Here is a 16,013-nt window from a genome sequence, read left to right as displayed (position 1 = left end):
GGCTCGCCCCGTGAACGAAAAGGCGTTCTACTCGGTGCTCAAGCATGTCGTCATCGGCCCGTGGCTCAAGCTGGTCTTCCGGCCGAAGTGGGAGGGCGTGGAGAACGTCCCCACCGACGGTCCCGCGATCCTGGCCAGCAACCACCTCTCGTACTGCGACTGGCTCTTCATGCCCCTCGGCGTGCCGAGGATGGTGCGCTTCGTCGCCAAGGACGAGTACTTCACCGGGAAAGGCCCCAAGGGCTGGTTGCAGAAGACCTTCTTCGCCGGCACCGGCAACGTCCCGATCGACCGTTCCGGCGCCTCGGCCGCCGAGGGTGCCTTGATCGCCGCCCGGCGCGTGCTGGGCGACGGCGAGCTCTTCGGCATCTACCCCGAGGGCACCCGCTCGCACGACGGGAAGCTCTATCGCGGTCGCACCGGCGTGGCCAGGCTCGCCCTGGAGACCAAGACGCCGGTCATCCCGGTCGCGGTGATCGGCACCGACGTAATCGCTCCGCCCGGCAAGGTGTTCGGCAAGCTCGTGCGGCCCGTCGTTCGCTACGGCAAGCCGCTCGACTTCTCCCGCTACGACGGGATGGAGAACGACCGCTACATCCTGCGCGCGATCGCCGACGAGATCATGTACGAGATCCTGCGACTCTCCGGCCAGGAGTATGTCGACCTCTACGCCACCGACGCCAAGAAGCGTGACGGCGACGGGTCGCGCACGGACGCGGCGAGCAACGGGTCCGCAGGCGATGAGTCGTCGGGAAAGGCCGCTAAGCGGACGGACGACAAGCCGGCCGCGTGACGATCCACAGCGGTCATCCGTTCCCGACCGAGGACGACCCCGTACGGCGCCTGCGCGGCCGCCTGGGCGGCGCGGTCGCGTTGGTGACCTGCGGGTCCGGGGCCGACCGCGCCGGGCTGACGGTGTCCTCGCTGATGGTGGCGAACGGCGCCCCTGCCCGGCTGCTGCTGCTGGTCGATCCGGACAGCGAGCTCGGGGAGTCGCTGGAGGTCGGGTCGCGTGCTGTCGTGCAGCTGCTGGCCTGGGCGCATCGGGATCTGGCCGACGCGTTCGGCGGTACGGCGCCGGCACCCGGCGGTCCCTTCCGCACTGGCACGTTCGAGGACTCCGACTGGGGGCCGAGGCTGGTGGACGCGACAGCCTGGGCCTCGGTGACGGTCGAGGAGCTTCGGGAAGTGGGCTGGTCGCTGCTGGTCACGGCGGTGATCGACCACGCCGAGCTGGCCGAGGACCATGACGCGCTGCAACACCGTCGAGGGCGCTGGCAGCGATGACGCAGGACGAGCTGCTGGCCATCGCCGAGGCCCTCTACGGATTGCCGTTGGCGGAGTTCACCGCGGCCCGGGACGCGAGGGCACGCGAGCTCAAGGGCGAGCCGCTCGCGGGGCCGGTGAAGGCGCTGCGCAAGCCGGCCACGGCGGCCTGGGTGGTCGACCTGCTGGTACGCCGGGAGAGCGACCAGGTGACCCAGATGATCGCCGTCGGCGACGCGCTGCGGCAGGCGCAGGACGGGATGGATGCCGCCGCGCTTCGCGAGCTGACCAAGCAGCGGCGCCAGCTGACCGCAGCACTGACGGTGCGAGCGCGAGCATTGGCCCGTTCCGCCGGGCTGCGCGTCACCGAGCAGGTCGCCGAGCAGGTCGAGGAGACCCTGACCGCCGCCATGATCGATCCGCTCGCCGCCGAGGCGGTGCGGTCAGGGCTGCTCGTGTCGCCGCTGCGCGCCACCGGCGTCGGCTCGGTCGACGCGGCCTCGGCTGTCGCGCTGCCTGAGGCGCTCGGCTTCTCCGTCGCGCCGGTGGCGGATCCGCCGGTCTCGCTGCACGTCGTGCCCGATCCCGAGCCCGAGCTGCGGGCCCTGGAGGAGGCGCGGTCAGCGCTCGAGGCAGCAACGGCAGCGGCCGCGGACGCCGTGTCGGATCGGGACGGCGCCGCCGCCGAGGTGGATCGGCTGCAGGCGCGCTCGCTGCAGGTCCAGGCGGAGCTCGACGAGCTGCGGCGACAGCTGGCCGAGCTGGAGGCTGCCGCCCAGGAGGTGGACGACGATCTCGCCGACGCCGAGGAGGCGCGTGCGGAGGCGGAGTTGGCCGCGCAGCTCGCCGTACGGCGCAAGGACGAGGCTGCGGCTGAGGTCGAGCGGCTGAATCGGGAGTAACACGATGTTCAGGGGGAGTAGCAGCCTGTTCAGACGTGCCGCTACCTCCACCAACAGCGTGTTACTCCCAGCCCTTCGCGCGCTCCACGGCCTTCAACCAGCGCGCGTGATCCGCATCCGCGTGGCTCCGATCGGCGGCGGGGGAGAAGGTGCGATCCAGCGCCCAGGTCTGCCGCAGCTCGTCGTACGACGACCACATGCCGACGCCCAGCCCGGCCAGGAAGGCCGCCCCGAGCCCGGTCGTCTCGACATAGCGCGGGCGGGAGACCTCGAGCCCGAGCTGGTCGGCCTGGAGCTGACAGAGCAGGTTGTTGGCCGCGGCGCCGCCGTCGACCTTCAGAGCTGTGACCGAGGGCATCGTCGCCACCACGTCGCGGACCTCGTAGGTGATCGCCTCCAGCGTCGCCCGCACGATGTGACCCCTGGTGGTGCCGCGGGTCAGGCCGATGATCAGCCCCCGCGCGGACGGGTCCCAGTGCGGCGCGCCCATGCCGGTCAGCGCGGGCACGAAGACCACGCCGTCCGAGGAGGGCACCGTCGCGGCGATCGCCTCCGTCTCGGCCGCCGAACCGACGATCTGCAGCCCGTCGCGCAGCCACTGCACGGCCGCGCCGGTCACGAAGATCGAGCCCTCCAGCGCGTAGGTCAGCTCACCCGACGGCGCGCGCCAGGCTGCTGTCGAGAGCAGTCCCGAGGACGATCGGACGACGTCCGAGCCGGTGTTGGTCAGGATGAACGACCCGGTCCCGTAGGTGCACTTCACCTCGCCGGGGGAGAAGCAGGTCTGCCCGAACAGCGCCGCCTGCTGGTCGCCGGCGATCCCGGCCACCGGCAGCGACAGGTCGAGGAACGAACGTGCGTCGGTGACCGCCAGCTCGCCCCAGTTGGGCACCAGCTCGGGCAGCGCGTCGCGCGGTACGCCGAAGAGCGAGCACAGCTCGTCCGACCAGTCGCCGGCCTCCAGGTCGAAGAGCAGTGTGCGCGAGGCGTTGGAGACGTCGGTGAGGTGGTGCAGCCCGCGGGTCATCCGGGCGACGAGGTAGGAGTCGACCGTGCCGACGGCGTACCGGCCGGACTCCACGTGCGCCCACGCGTGCGGCTCGTGCTCGCGGATCCAGGCCAGCTTGGTGGCCGAGAAGTAGGGATCGAGCCGCAACCCGGTCAGCTCGGTGATCCGCTCCTCGTGCTCGGCCATCGCGGTGCAGATCTCGGCGGTGCGCCGGTCCTGCCAGACGATCGCGCGCCGTGGTGAGCCCAGTGTCTCCCGGTCCCACAGCACGACCGTCTCGCGCTGGTTGGTGATGCCGATGCCGACGAGCCGTTCGCGATCCACCCGCCGTAGGGCCTCCCGGCAGGCTTCCAGCGTCGCCTGCCAGATCTCCTCGGGAACGTGCTCGACCCAGCCGGGTCGAGGGAAGTGCTGACCGAACTCCTGGTAGCCCCTGGCCACGATCTCGCCGCTGCTCGCGACCACCAGCGCGGTGACGCCGGTGGTGCCCGCGTCGATGGCCAGGATCGCGCGCTCGGACCCTCCGCCAGCCAGCTGGCTCATGATGCTCGGACGATCGCCAGGATCCGCTGGTCGATCCAGGACAGGTCCTCAGCGACCCGCATCTCGTAGTTCTGCGCGCCGACCCACGCCAGGAAGTCCCGCGAGCCCTCGCGCTCGGCGAAGGCGGCGAGCTCGGTTTCGAGATCCGGGGTGACCGGCACCTTCTCCTCCTCGGTCGAGGCGGTCAGGTAGAGGTCGTTGAGGTCGAGCAGCCGGGCCAGCTCGGTGATGGGGTTCGCCCCCTCGATCGACCCGGCGTCGTCGACGCGAAGGTCGACGGCGACATCGTCGTTCCCGCCGTACCCGGCCTCCTCGCGTACGACGAGGAGCGCTGCCGACTGTCGTCCCCGCGAGTCGCCCCCGGCCGCGTCGCCGGCGGTGAGTGCGACCAGCAGCCGCCGCGCCAGGTCGGGCTCCGCCGAGGAGTCGAGCCAGGCCTGCTCCATCGCCTCGACCACCTCGGGGCCGGTGAGGATGTTGCCCTGGATCGCGTAGCCGTCGCCTGTCACGCTGCCGGCCCACGGCAGGCAGGCCGGACCCGTGTGCGACGCGGCACCGCCGTCCACGTCGACGATGCCGACCTGGCGGTGGTCGCGGCCCTCGTCCTCCTCGAGCAGCACCTGCAGCGCGACCGGTGCGGTGGCACCGTCGTCGAGGTGCGAGAGCGCGAGGCCCTTGTAGGCGACGTTGGCACTCGCCTGGGTGGCGATGGCGCCCACGCCGGCGACAGCCGCCGGCACGGCGTTGCCCACCGCGAGGAACTTGGAGGCGACGGCCACGCCCCACGTGCTGCCGTCAGCGGACCTTGCCACGATCGAGAACGTCATGAGGCCGAGGTTAGGGCACGGGTCAGCGTGACGCCCGGTGCCGTCAGGACGACCCACTGCGGATCGCTGGCTGCCGTGCTCCACCCGTCACGGTGCAAGGTGTCGATGGCACCCGTGCCCCAGGTGAGCAGAGCGGCGCACTTCACGTCGTACTGCTCGAAGACGCCGACGTAGGGCGAGTCGCTGGCCAGGACGCTCAGGTCGAGGATCTTCTCGGAGTAGGGGTCCTGGCGATTGTCGGCGAAGACCTTCACGTTCGGTGTGAACCAGATCAGGTAGGCGCCCGAGTCATAGCTGGTGTAGACGTGGCCCGGACAGCGCTCGATCGCCGCGGCGATCCGTGGGCTCATCGGATGCCAGCCCAGGTCGGCGGGCGGGGAGAGGTAGACCAGCGCGGTCACCAGCGCGCCCACGGCGGCGGCGACGGTGAGCAGTGGCGTGCCGTACGGCACCGCGTCGTTCGCCCGCACCCTCGCTTGCTCGCGGCGTAACAGCTGGACCAGCAGCGGCGCCGCAGCGACCACGAACATCGTCATGTTGCGGTTCGCGTCGATGGCCAGCGGCAGCACCGCCAACGTCGAGACCAGACCCAGCTTGGCCTCGAAGGTCGCCAGCCGCCGGCGGCGTACGACGACGGCGAGCAGCGTGCCGCCCACCCACACCCAGAACATGAGCGTGTAGAAGGTCAGGTGCTCGTAGGCCGGCTGCCACTCGGTGATGCGCTCCTCGAACGGTCGGCTGCCCGAGGTGAGCACGTAGTGCCACAGACCGGTGCCGAGCGGCGTCGCGAGGGTGGCGAGCGCCCCGAGCGCGGTGACGAGGATCAGCGGCGGCAGGTAGCGCCGGTGCCACAGCGCGGCGGCGCATGCCGAGCCGAGTGCCAGGCCGCCGAAGACCACGCCTCCGTGCGCGTTGGCCCACACCAGCATCAGCGGCACGCACCACCACCAGCGCCGGTTGCGCAGCAGCCACAGGATCAGCGCGAAGGCCAGCATGCTCAGCATCTGCGGGCGCAGGGTCCAGCTGCCGAGGACGCCCGGGATCGCCAGGAGGAGCACCACGAGATCGGTACGGCGTACGGGGCCCGCCGCGGTGGACAACGCCAGCGTCCCTCCGGCGATCAGGCCGACCGCGAGGGTGAGCAGCGGCAGCCCGCCGACCGAGTGCAGCGCGTAGGCGAGCACCTGCCAGAGCCATTCGTGGTCGGGCCAGCGATCGCCGTAGGCGGTGTAGGAGTAGCGGTCGGTCAGGCTGATCGTGCGGTGGTGCCAGATGTCGCGGCCGGCCCGCAACGCCCACCACGTGTCGCCCTGGGTCGTGGACGTGCAGGCAGCCGTGACCGTGGCCACCACCAGGATCAGCCGCCGGGCGAAGACGGGGAACGACACGCCTGCGGACCGGTGCACGGGCGTGACTCTACGGCTGGGCAAGGCGTGAGAACCGCCGGATCGGGGCACTGACGATTGCTGAAGTGGATACGGCAGGAGGTATTCCCATGACCGACAACTCCACCGACGGAACCGCCCCACCGAGCGGCACAGGCCGCAGCGGCGCCTCACTGGCCCGTGAGATCGGGGTGATCGGCCTGCTCTGGGCCTCGATGGGCTCGATCATCGGATCGGGTTGGCTCTTCGGCGCCCAGCGCGGACTGATCAACGCCGGCCCAGCGGCGATCCTGTCGTGGGTGATCGGCGGCATCTGCATCCTGGTGCTCGCGCTGGTGCATGCCGAGCTCGGCGCGATGTACCCGCTCTCCGGTGGGTCGGCACGCTTCCCGCACTACGCGTTCGGCGGGGTGGCCGGGGCGGGGTTCGGCTGGTTCTCCTGGCTGCAGGCGGTCACGGTGGCGCCGATCGAGGTCTCCGCGATGATCCTCTACCTGACCCACTACGACTTCGCCAGCGGCTGGTTGAGGAGCGACCAGACCCTGACCCACACCGGGCTGGCCGTCGCCATCGGGCTGATGGCGATCATGTGCGTGGTCAACTACCTCGGCGTGAAGATCCTCGCCACCACCAACAGCGCGCTGACCTGGTGGAAGGTGATCGTCCCGGTCTTCACCGTCGTGGTCGTGATGATCTTCTCCAAGAGCGGGCTGCACGCCTCGAACTTCCATGCCGCCGACGGCTTCAACCCCGGCGGCGTCAAGGGGATCCTGGTCGCGATCCCCGCCGCGGGCATCATCTTCTCCTACCTCGGCTTCGAGCAGGCCGACCAGCTGGCGGGGGAGAGCAAGAACCCGAAGCGCGACATCCCGCTGGCCGTGATCGGATCCATCGTGCTCGGGCTGATCATCTACATCGGCCTGCAGATCGCCTTCCTGCTGGCCCTGCCGCCCTCGGCGATCGGGGACACGTGGAGCTCGATGAAGGCGCCGTACTTCGGCTCCTACGACGGTCCGTGGGCGCAGCTCGCGGCCGGCGTGGGGCTGGGCTGGCTGGCCAGCCTGCTCTACTTCGACGCGGTGGTCTCGCCGGCAGGCACCGGTCTCATCTACACCGCTGCCGGCTCCCGCGTCTCCTACGGCCTGGCGCGCAACAACTACTTCCACTCGGTCTTCGCGAGCCTGACCAAGGCGAGGGTGCCGTGGTTCGGCGTACTGATCTCCTTCATCGCCGGTTGCGTCTGCTTCCTGCCGTTCCCGAGCTGGCAGTCGCTGGTCGGCCTGATCACCTCCGCGTCGGTCCTCATGTACGCCGGGGCGCCGCTCTCCTTCGGTGCCTTCCGACGTCGACTGCCGAATGCGGAGCGGCCGTTCAGGCTGCCGCTGGGTGAGGTCTTCTCGCCGCTGGCGTTCGTGGTCTCGACCTGGATCATCCTGTGGACCGGGTGGGAGACGCAGTGGAAGCTCGGCATCCTGATCGTGCTCGGCTGCCTGCTCATCTTCAACCGTCAGATGGACCCCGAGCACATGAACTGGCGGGCCGCCTCCTGGCTTCCGGTCTATCTCATCGGGATCGGCGTGATCACCTACTTCTCCACGTTCGGCGGCAAGGGCGCCTCCAGCCACTCGATGGGGGTCTGGCCCTCGCTCGGCCTCACCGCCGCGCTGGCGCTGGTCATCTACTACTGGGCCGTCGCGGTTGCCCTGCCCACGCACGTGATCGAGCGGATGATCGAGGACGTCGTGGTTCCCGAGGAGGAGGACCTCGCCGTACCGGCGTGACCCACGCCGAGCCTGTCGAGGTGTCTCGGCAGGCTCGGCGCACGCGCGCGCTGGAGACGCACCGGAAGACACGCCGGGGTGGCGGTGGGGCCGGGTAAGAGGACGTGGGCGATGATGTGGCGCATGTCACTCCTCACCCGCGCGGCCGCCACCCTGGCTGCCGCCTCCGTCGTGCTGGCGCCGACGGCCCTCGCGCTCAGTCCGGCTCACGCTGCAGACCCTGCCGTTCCGCTGCCGTCCTCAGACTCGTTCTACACGATCGGCTCCACGACACTCGGCAGTCACCATCCAGGTGACGTGCTGGGCTCTCGAACGGTTGGTCTCACGCTCAACGACCTGAACGGGAAGATCGCCGCTGCCAGCGGCACGCAACTGGTCTACCGGACGAAGAACGAGCTGGGCGACCCGAGCGAGACTGTCACCACGGTGGTCCGACCGGTCGGTGTCAGCAGGGGCGTGGTCGCGTATCTGAGCTTCTATGACGGTCTGGGCGTCGCCTGCGACCCGAGCTACACGCTGCGAGGCGGGGCGCCTGGGCAGGAGAAGTTCATCGTCAACGAGCTGGTCTCAGAGGGCTACACCGTGACGATCCCTGACTTCGAGGGCGAGACGCTGGACTGGGCAGCTGGCCACGAGGCCGGATGGGGAACGCTGGACGCGATCCGGGCCACCGAGAGGTACCTCGGGCTGCCGGCCGCTAGCACGAAGGTCGGCATGATGGGCTACTCCGGCGGCTCCATCGCTGGCGACTGGGCGAGCGAGCTCGCCCATGCGTATGCGCCCGAGCTGGATCTGGCTGCCACCGCGATCGGCGGCGTTCCGGTCGACCTCGGCGCCGTCATGGGGTACGTCGACAGCGATAGCGACAGCGACCGTAACAGCTGGGCCGGGGTGATCCCGGCCGCGATGGTCTCCCTGGGCCGAGCCTACGGCGAGGACTTCACCCAGTACCTCAGCAGCACCCCGACGTACCCGGAGGCGACGCCCACGAAGAGCGGCCAGGACATCGCGGCCGAGGTGGCAGACAAGTGCATCAGCGACTTCGCCGCCACCTACACGGGTCTTCACGTCGCCGACCTCCTGGACCCATCGGGTCCGTACACGAGTCTGACCGAGGTTCCGGGCGTACAACCCATCATCCACAACTTGGTGATGGGCAACAGCGGCACGCCGACAATGCCGATGCTGATCGTCCAGGGCCGTGACAGCGACGGCATCGGGGACGGCGTGATGGTCGCCGACGACGTGAAGGCGCTCGCCGCGAAGTATCAGGCCGCCGGCACCCCCGTGCAGTACGAGGAACTCGCCGGTGACACCCACACCCAGGCCGGTCTGGCCTGGACGTTCGCCAGTTTCAACTTCCTGGGCACGCAGATGCCGGTACTGGCTGCTCCGGTTCCCCAGAAGCCGGCCGCGATCCACGCCGCCATCAAGGGCCACTCGCAGGGCAAGAAGGACGTCATCGTGGTGACCGCCAAGGGCGCCGCCGGTGCGAAGGTGACCATCACCAAGGCCGGTCACGCGAAGGTGCTCGGTCACGGCGTGATCGGCGCCAACGGCAAGGTCACGATCAAGGTGCGTGACCACAACGGCTCGGCCAAGACCCGCTATCGCGGGCACGTCGCGGCAACCACGAAGACGTCAAGCGCGACCACGAAGGTGCTCAAGCTCCGCTGAGCCGGGTAGTCCGGGGCGGAAATCAGGCCTACTCCTGGGTAGACCCTGATTTCCGCCCCGGACTATCCCCACAACGTCTCAGCCCGCCGCCTCCAGGTCCACCACCAGAGCCAGATGGTCCGAGACCGGCAGGCGGCGTACGGAGGTCGTGGCGACCAGCCCGTCGAACCCGTCGGCCAGGACGTGGTCGAGCTGCGCCGTCGGTGCCTGGACCGGGAAGGTAGGTCGTCGGCCGCCGAGGGGCTGCATCCCGCTGACCTTGGCGGCCTTCGCGACGTCCATGTTGAGGTCACCTGTCAGCAGCAGCGGCCGGGGCTGCGCCTGCAGTGATCGGACCAGGGTGCGCAACTGCCTGCCGTTCCACCACGGCAGGAACGAGAGGTGCGTGGTCGCCACGCTGAGCTGCCCCAGCGGGGAGTCGATGCATGCGGCCATCGCGACTCGAGGTTCCTCGCGCACGAGCGTCGGCCAGCGCTTCCCGTGGAACCTCATCGGCGCCGGCCCCGGCACCACCGGAAGTCGCACTACCTCCCACGAGGTGACCGGACAGCGGCTCAGCAGCGCGATGCCGTAGGCGGCCGCATCGGGTTGCTCGGCACCCGTTGCCGCCGTCCAGGTAGCGCCCGGACTGCCCGAGAGCGCCGCGACGAACAGGTGCTCGTCCGCGCCCATCGCCTCGGCCGCCACGGCGGTGAGGTCCGCGCGCCCGGACCGGGCCTGGTTGCGATCCACCTCCTGCAGGGCGAGTACGTCGGCATCCAGGCTCGCGATCGCGTCGGCGAAGACGGCTATGTCGACCTCGCCGCGCTCGGGCGAGCGGCCATGGAGGATGTTGAAGGTCACCAGTCGCACGCAGGTGCGGTACCCGCTCGGCATGCCTGCTCACCCCCTGGGGTATCGGGTCGCATGCCAGACGAGGTACGCCGCGGGCTTCGTGAGGCCCTCAAGACCGTCGCCGTAGCCCTCAAGGAAGTGGGTGTGCCGTTCGCGCTCGCGGGCAGCTACGGCCTGTGGGCGCGGGGCGGTCCCGAACCGGACCACGACGTCGACTTCATCGTGGCCGAGGATGACGCGCCCCGGGTGATGGAGCGCCTGGCCGAGCACGGCCTGCAGGTCGTGCAGCCGCCCGAGGACTGGCTGTTCAAGGTCTACATCGGCTCAGGCCCGCAGCCCGCGATGGTCGACGTGCTCTACCGCAGCGCCGGCGTCCCGGTGACACGGCGCCACTTCGAGGGCGTCGACGAGCTCGAGGTCGAGTCCGTGGCGATGCCGGTGCTCTCGGCCACCACGCTGATGATCGACAAGATGCTGGCGATGGAGGAGCACGCCTGCAACCTGTCGGCCGCGCTGCCCGCCGCCCGCGCGGTGCGCGAGCAGATCGACTGGGACACCGTCCGGGGCGTGGTCAAGGACAATCCCTTCGCCTCGACGTTCCTCTACCTGCTCGATCGGCTGCACATCGCCGACAAGTAGGCGTGTGAGTGCCACCGTGACCTATAGGTCACGGTGGCACTCACACCGCCGTCCGCTGTCTACGTGCTCAGGGGATCAGCACGACCTTGCCCGCCGCGTGGTTCTCCGCGACGAACCGGTGCGCCTCGCGCACCTCGCTGAGCGGGAACTTCCGTACCACCCGCACCGCCAGCCTGCCCTCGCCGGCCAGTTCGGCCAGGGGAGCGCGGGCCGCGTTGCGGATCTCGGTGCCCGGATCGGCACCGGGTGCGCCGCCGACACCCTTGATGCCGGCCTCGGCGCTACGCGGCGAGACCACGATCGTGACGATCCGGTCGCGGTCGACGAGGTCGAGCGAGGCAGCGATCGACTCCTCCGTCCCGGCCGCGTCGATGGCGGCTGTCGGGGAACCGGCGTCGGCAGCCGCGGCGAGGATGCGGTCGTGCAGGCCTTCGCCGTACTCGATGGGGATGGCGCCCAGCGAGCGCAGCAGGTCGTGGTTGCGCGCCGATGCGGTGCCGATGACGCGCGCCCCGCGCAGCACCGCGAGCTGGATGACGGCCTGTCCGACGGCCCCGGCCGCACCGTGCACCAGCACCACGTCGCCGTCGCCCACGCCGGTCACCTCGAGCGCATGTACGGCCGTGACCCCCGCCAGCAGCAGCCCAGCGGCCTCCGGCCAGGGCAGCCCCGCAGGCTTGGGTACGACGTCGGCAGCCGGCACGGTCAGCGCGGATGCGTATCCACCGTCGATCCGGAATGCGATCACGTCCTCGCCCACGCTCACGCTCGTCACGTCCGAGCCGACGGCGTCCACCACCCCGGCCACCTCGTAGCCGAGCCGGAACGGGGCCTGGCCGCCGCGCATGCCCTGCCGCACCTTGAGGTCGATCGGGTTGACCCCGATGGCGCGCACCTGCAGCCGCACCTGGCCGGGGCCGGGGTCCGGCAGCTGCTCCTCTCGCAGCTGGAGGACGTCCACGCCGCCGTGCTCGTCGGCGCCGACATAGGTCGCAGTGAGTTCGCTCATGTCCGCGACAACCGGAGCGGTCGGCGGCGCATTCCGAAACGCCGTACCCTTGTGGCGTGATCCCGTCCCTCGAAGAGCTCCACAAGATCGGCGCCTCCCAGCAGCCGACCTACCCCGATCAGGCCGCCGTCGACGCTGCGGTGGCCCGGCTGCGCACGCTGCCGCCGCTGGTCTTTGCGGGCGAGTGTGACGAGCTCAAGGACAAGATCGCCGCGGCGTCGCGCGGTGAGGCGTTCATCCTGCAGGGCGGCGACTGCGCCGAGACGTTCGTCGACGCCACCGCCGACAACACCCGCAACAAGCTGCGCGTGCTGCTCCAGATGGCTGTCGTGCTCACCTACGCCGCCTCGGTGCCGGTGGTGAAGATCGGCCGCCTCGCGGGCCAGTACGCCAAGCCCCGCAGCTCGGACACCGAGACGCGTGACGGCGTCACCCTGCCGGCCTACCGTGGCGATGCCGTCAACGGCTACGACTTCACGCCCGAGTCCCGCATCCCCGACCCGCAGCGGCTGCTCGAGGTCTACCACTCCTCGGCCTCGACGCTGAACCTCGTGCGTGCCTTCACCACCGGCGGCTACGCCGACCTGCGTCAGGTGCATGCCTGGAACTCCGAGTTCGTGCGCAGCAGCCCCGTCGGCGCCCGCTACGAGGCGATGGGCAAGGAGATCGACCGCGCGCTGACCTTCATGAAGGCGATCGGCGCGGACCCGGACGAGTTCCACCGTGTCGACTTCTACTCCAGCCACGAGGCGCTCCTGATGGAGTACGAGCACGCCCTGACCCGGATCGACTCGCGCACCGACGAGCCCTACAACGTCTCGGGCCACTTCGTCTGGATCGGCGAGCGGACCCGGCAGCTCGACGGTGCCCACGTCGAGTACTTCCGGCACATCCGCAACCCCATCGGCTGCAAGCTCGGTCCGACGGCGACCGCCGACGACGCGCTCGCCCTTGCCCGCAAGCTGAACCCTGACAACGAGGCGGGCCGGCTCACCTTCATCACCCGCTTCGGCGCTGGCAAGATCCGCGACGGTCTGCCGTCCCTGGTGGAGAAGGTCACCGCAGAGGGGGCCAACGTGGCCTGGATCTGCGACCCGATGCACGGCAACACCTTCGAGGCGTCCAACGGTTACAAGACCCGCCGGTTCGAGGACGTCCTCGACGAGGTGCAGGGCTTCTTCGACGTGCACCGCGCTCTCGGCACCGTCCCGGCCGGCATCCTGGTCGAGAACACCGGCGATGACGTCACCGAGATCATCGGCGGTGGCGAGGAGCTCGACGAGCACAGCCTCGTCCACCGCTACGAGTCGGTCGTGGACCCGCGGCTCAACCGGGTGCAGTCGCTGGAGATGGCCTACCTCGTCGCCGAGATGCTGCGCAAGAGCTGAGCGTCGTCCGGCGGAGCGTCCGCTGCGTTGTCGTCACTCGACGGCCCGCTCCGCTCGAACGCCGCCTTGGTTCCTCCGTCTTGTGGCCGCACGCGCCGGACGACGCTCAGCGCGCTAGCGCCTGACAGGTGTCACGGTCGGCTCGTGATCGCTGACCCGCGTGCGCGCGTACGACGATGCGTAGCGTCGCCTCGTGCCCATCGCCAACGTCCTGATCGCGCTCGCGGTCCTCGCGCTCATCCTCTCCCGCCAGCTTCGCACCCGGGAGGTTCGGGAGGCCCAGCCCTACCGGATCATGCTGATCCTGGGCGTCGTCGGCCTGATCGAGACCGTGCAGTTCCAGCAACAGCACGCCGTCTCCGCGGCCGGATGGAGCCTGGTCGGGGCGAGTCTCATCGTCGGTGCCGTCTTCGGCGCGCTGCGGGGGCTGACCGTGCACGTCTGGCGTGAGGGCGGCGTGCTCTACCGCAAGGGCAACGCCGCCACGCTGGCGCTGTGGCTCGTCGGTATCGGGCTCCACCTCGGCGTGGACGCCGTGCTCAAGCATGTCGACCATGCCGCCGCCGGCATCGGCAGCACGTCGATCCTGCTCTACCTGGCTCTCACCCTCGGCGTCCAGCAGCTGCTGGTGCTCGGGCGAGCCGAGCACCTGCCCGTATCTGACCACTCGACCCGCGAAAACTGGCCTCTCGGCGGGTGAGTAGGTTGGGCGCGTGATCGACCTGCGCTCCGACACCGTCACCAAGCCCACCGAAGCAATGCGCGCGGCCATGGCCCGCGCGGAGGTCGGCGACGACGTGTACGGCGAGGATCCCGTCGTCGCCGAGCTCGAAGAGCGCGTGGCCGGGATGTTCGGCAAGGAGGCGGCGCTGTTCACGCCGACCGGGTCGATGGCGAACGTGCTCGCGGTGCGGACCCTCGTCGAGCCGGGCCAGGAGGTGCTGTGCGAGTCGGCGGCGCACATCGCTCGCGCCGAGCTGGGTGCCCACGGCGCACTGTCCGGGATCACCATGCGCACCTGGTACGACCCGCGTGGCCAGATCGACCTGCCGACCATCGCCGCGATGTTCGCCCCTGACCTCGGGCCCTTCTTCGTGCGCACCACCGCGATCGCGGTGGAGAACACCCACAACTTCGCCGGCGGCGCGGTGCTGCCGATCGAGGACCTCGAGGCGCTGCGTGCCTTCGCGGACGGTGTCGGCACCCGGATCCACCTCGACGGCGCCCGGATCTGGAACGCCCACGTCGCGACCGGGACGGCGCTGAGCGAGTACGGCGCGATCGCCGACGTACTCGCCGTGTGCCTCTCCAAGGGCCTCGGCGCACCGGTCGGCTCGCTCGTGGTGGGCACCGCCGACGCGATCGCTGAGAGCCGGATCCGGCGCAAGCGGCTCGGCGGCGGCATGCGCCAGGTCGGCATCCTGGCCGCGGCCGGCCTGCACGCGCTCGACCACCACGTCGAGCGGCTTGCCGAGGACCACGCCCATGCGCGACTGCTCGCCGAGGCCTGCGGTGTCGACCCGGCGTCGGTCCCGACCAACATCGTGGTGGTGCCGCGCGACGACGCGCAGGGCTTCGTGGCCGCGGCGCGGGAGCAGGGTGTCCTGGTCAGCGCCGTCGGTGCCAAGGCCGTCCGGCTGGTGACGCACCTCGACGTGAGCAAGACCGACGCGGAGCAGGCTGCGGCGGTGCTGGCGCGGCTGTGAGCTGCGCATGGTTTTGACCCTCAGGGGTCAAAACCGCACCTTGTTGGGCAAAGCTTTGACCCCCAACGTGCGGGATTGACCCCCAGGGGTCAAAACCGCCACCCTCAGCGCTCCCACCGGAACTGCAGGATCTCCTCGCCGTCCTGCAACTGGGACCGGTGCCCGCTCTCGCTGAAGCCGGCGGCCAGAAGCACCCGCTGACCGCGACGGTTGTCGGCGCGGGTCCAGGCCGAGAGCCGTGCCCACGAGCGCCCTTCGAGGTCGCGCAGCAGCTTGGTGCCCACACCCGATCCCCACACGGCGGGGTCGACGTAGAGCATCGAGACGTGGCCGGTGCCGGTCTCGGGCACGCCCCCATCCACGAACTGCTCGGCCAGCAGGATGCCGGCCGGCCGGGTGCCGTAGTGCGCGAGGAGCAGCATCGGGGCACGATCGATCTTCTCCCGCACCCTGCTGGCCCTCAGCTCGCCGGCGGGCCGGCGGCGCGCGTGGTTGGCGGCTCGCCAGATCCGCATCGCCAACTCACGCTCCTGCGTCGTGGTGACGACGTCGACGAGGATGCGAGGCACCCTCGAACGATAGCCGTCCGTCAGCGCAGCAGGAGGAACAAGCCCAGCAGTACGACGACCAGCATCGTGGCCAGTGTGGCCGCTACCGCGGCCTGGCCAGTCGCACGTGTAGGCCGCGCGGCCTCGTGCGAGGTTGCCTGCGAGGTTGGATCGACGGCAGCCGGCCGCCGACGGGTGACATCACGGGGTCCCGAGGCTGCGCCGGGAACCACTGCGGTCGTGACAGCGACCGTCGTCCGCGGGGTGCTCGGCACCGCCCGCGCCACAGCGGTGGCGTCGAGGTCTTGCGGCACCGATGGCGGCCGGCGTCGGGTCACCGCGGCGGTGCCATCGGCGTACAGCGGATAGCGCGCGTTGCCCGGTGCCTCGTGTCCGCAGGCGGCGCAGAAGCGGCCCCGGTCCAGGCCCCGGCCGAGCTCGATGCCACACCGGGCGCAGAACCTCATGGCTGCCAGGCTTCCCGCCGTACGGTGCCCCA

Annotated in this window: 16 protein-coding genes; 9 read left to right on the top strand and 7 right to left on the bottom strand. The window is 70.3% G+C overall.

The features are described from left to right. Positions 1-10: 10 nt before the first annotated feature. From H036_RS0106130 to H036_RS0106120, 3 genes are read left to right on the top strand one after another with little or no spacing between them, the layout of a single operon-like run. Positions 11-793, top strand: a complete 783-nt coding sequence (locus H036_RS0106130; RefSeq protein ID WP_017933904.1) for a lysophospholipid acyltransferase family protein — start codon at positions 11-13, stop codon at positions 791-793. Next, complete coding sequence (locus tag H036_RS0106125; RefSeq protein ID WP_017933903.1) at positions 790-1,287, top strand: flavin reductase family protein; 498 nt, start codon at positions 790-792, stop codon at positions 1,285-1,287. Before H036_RS0106130 ends, H036_RS0106125 begins: the two co-directional genes overlap by 4 nt. Beyond that, complete coding sequence (locus tag H036_RS0106120; protein ID WP_017933902.1) at positions 1,284-2,168, top strand: hypothetical protein; 885 nt, start codon at positions 1,284-1,286, stop codon at positions 2,166-2,168. Before H036_RS0106125 ends, H036_RS0106120 begins: the two co-directional genes overlap by 4 nt. A gap of 61 nt (positions 2,169-2,229) precedes the next feature. On the opposite strand, the gene glpK is transcribed toward H036_RS0106120, so the two are convergent. Genes glpK through H036_RS0106105 form a run of 3 tightly spaced genes read right to left on the bottom strand, consistent with a single transcriptional unit; the run spans position 2,230 to position 5,953 of the window. Continuing rightward, positions 2,230-3,720, bottom strand: a complete 1,491-nt coding sequence (gene glpK, locus H036_RS0106115) for a glycerol kinase GlpK (RefSeq protein WP_017933901.1) — start codon at positions 3,718-3,720, stop codon at positions 2,230-2,232. After that, positions 3,717-4,547: a DUF1028 domain-containing protein gene (locus H036_RS0106110; RefSeq protein ID WP_017933900.1), complete on the bottom strand. Its 831-nt coding sequence runs from the start codon at positions 4,545-4,547 to the stop codon at positions 3,717-3,719. Before H036_RS0106110 ends, glpK begins: the two co-directional genes overlap by 4 nt. After that, positions 4,544-5,953, bottom strand: a complete 1,410-nt coding sequence (locus H036_RS0106105; protein WP_017933899.1) for a hypothetical protein — start codon at positions 5,951-5,953, stop codon at positions 4,544-4,546. The genes H036_RS0106110 and H036_RS0106105 overlap by 4 nt, the downstream gene beginning before the upstream one ends. A gap of 89 nt (positions 5,954-6,042) precedes the next feature. Between H036_RS0106105 and H036_RS0106100 the strand changes: the two genes are divergently transcribed. Together H036_RS0106100 and H036_RS22000 are read left to right on the top strand one after the other, a co-directional pair. Next, positions 6,043-7,713, top strand: a complete 1,671-nt coding sequence (locus tag H036_RS0106100; protein ID WP_017933898.1) for an APC family permease — start codon at positions 6,043-6,045, stop codon at positions 7,711-7,713. A 123-nt stretch (positions 7,714-7,836) separates the two neighbouring features. Then, positions 7,837-9,390 carry a lipase family protein gene (locus H036_RS22000; protein ID WP_017933897.1) on the top strand — a complete coding sequence of 518 codons (1,554 nt, stop codon included), beginning with the start codon at positions 7,837-7,839 and terminating at the stop codon, positions 9,388-9,390. A 78-nt stretch (positions 9,391-9,468) separates the two neighbouring features. Here H036_RS22000 and H036_RS0106090 read toward each other — a convergent pair whose 3' ends face one another. Beyond that, positions 9,469-10,266, bottom strand: a complete 798-nt coding sequence (locus H036_RS0106090) for an endonuclease/exonuclease/phosphatase family protein (RefSeq protein WP_017933896.1) — start codon at positions 10,264-10,266, stop codon at positions 9,469-9,471. A 30-nt stretch (positions 10,267-10,296) separates the two neighbouring features. Between H036_RS0106090 and H036_RS0106085 the strand changes: the two genes are divergently transcribed. Continuing rightward, a complete protein-coding gene (locus tag H036_RS0106085) occupies positions 10,297-10,863 on the top strand; it encodes a nucleotidyltransferase domain-containing protein (protein ID WP_026145828.1) in 567 nt (188 codons plus the stop codon). A gap of 67 nt (positions 10,864-10,930) precedes the next feature. Here H036_RS0106085 and H036_RS0106080 read toward each other — a convergent pair whose 3' ends face one another. Then, on the bottom strand, positions 10,931-11,872 hold the full coding sequence (locus H036_RS0106080) for an NADP-dependent oxidoreductase (protein ID WP_017933894.1): 942 nt from the start codon (positions 11,870-11,872) through the stop codon (positions 10,931-10,933). A 56-nt stretch (positions 11,873-11,928) separates the two neighbouring features. Here H036_RS0106080 and H036_RS0106075 point away from each other — a divergent pair, with 56 nt between their 5' ends. The 3 genes from H036_RS0106075 to H036_RS0106065 all read left to right on the top strand — a co-directional run bounded on the left by H036_RS0106075 (position 11,929) and on the right by H036_RS0106065 (position 14,966). Beyond that, on the top strand, positions 11,929-13,260 hold the full coding sequence (locus tag H036_RS0106075; protein ID WP_017933893.1) for a class II 3-deoxy-7-phosphoheptulonate synthase: 1,332 nt from the start codon (positions 11,929-11,931) through the stop codon (positions 13,258-13,260). Between the two features lie 193 nt (positions 13,261-13,453). Continuing rightward, the gene (locus tag H036_RS21995; RefSeq protein ID WP_017933892.1) at positions 13,454-13,960 is read left to right on the top strand and encodes a DUF1453 family protein; all 507 of its coding nucleotides are present in this window, start codon (positions 13,454-13,456) and stop codon (positions 13,958-13,960) included. A gap of 13 nt (positions 13,961-13,973) precedes the next feature. After that, complete coding sequence (locus H036_RS0106065) at positions 13,974-14,966, top strand: threonine aldolase family protein (RefSeq protein WP_017933891.1); 993 nt, start codon at positions 13,974-13,976, stop codon at positions 14,964-14,966. A 104-nt stretch (positions 14,967-15,070) separates the two neighbouring features. Here H036_RS0106065 and H036_RS0106060 read toward each other — a convergent pair whose 3' ends face one another. Beyond that, on the bottom strand, positions 15,071-15,535 hold the full coding sequence (locus H036_RS0106060) for a GNAT family N-acetyltransferase (RefSeq protein ID WP_017933890.1): 465 nt from the start codon (positions 15,533-15,535) through the stop codon (positions 15,071-15,073). A gap of 20 nt (positions 15,536-15,555) precedes the next feature. Further along, on the bottom strand, positions 15,556-15,981 hold the full coding sequence (locus H036_RS0106055) for a hypothetical protein (RefSeq protein WP_017933889.1): 426 nt from the start codon (positions 15,979-15,981) through the stop codon (positions 15,556-15,558). Positions 15,982-16,013 lie beyond the last annotated feature (32 nt).

Source organism: Nocardioides sp. Iso805N (genome assembly GCF_000364605.1).
Taxonomy (GTDB): Bacteria; Actinomycetota; Actinomycetes; order Propionibacteriales; family Nocardioidaceae; genus Nocardioides.
Note: the sequence above shows the minus strand (reverse complement) of the source record. Positions and strands in the feature narration are given on the sequence as shown.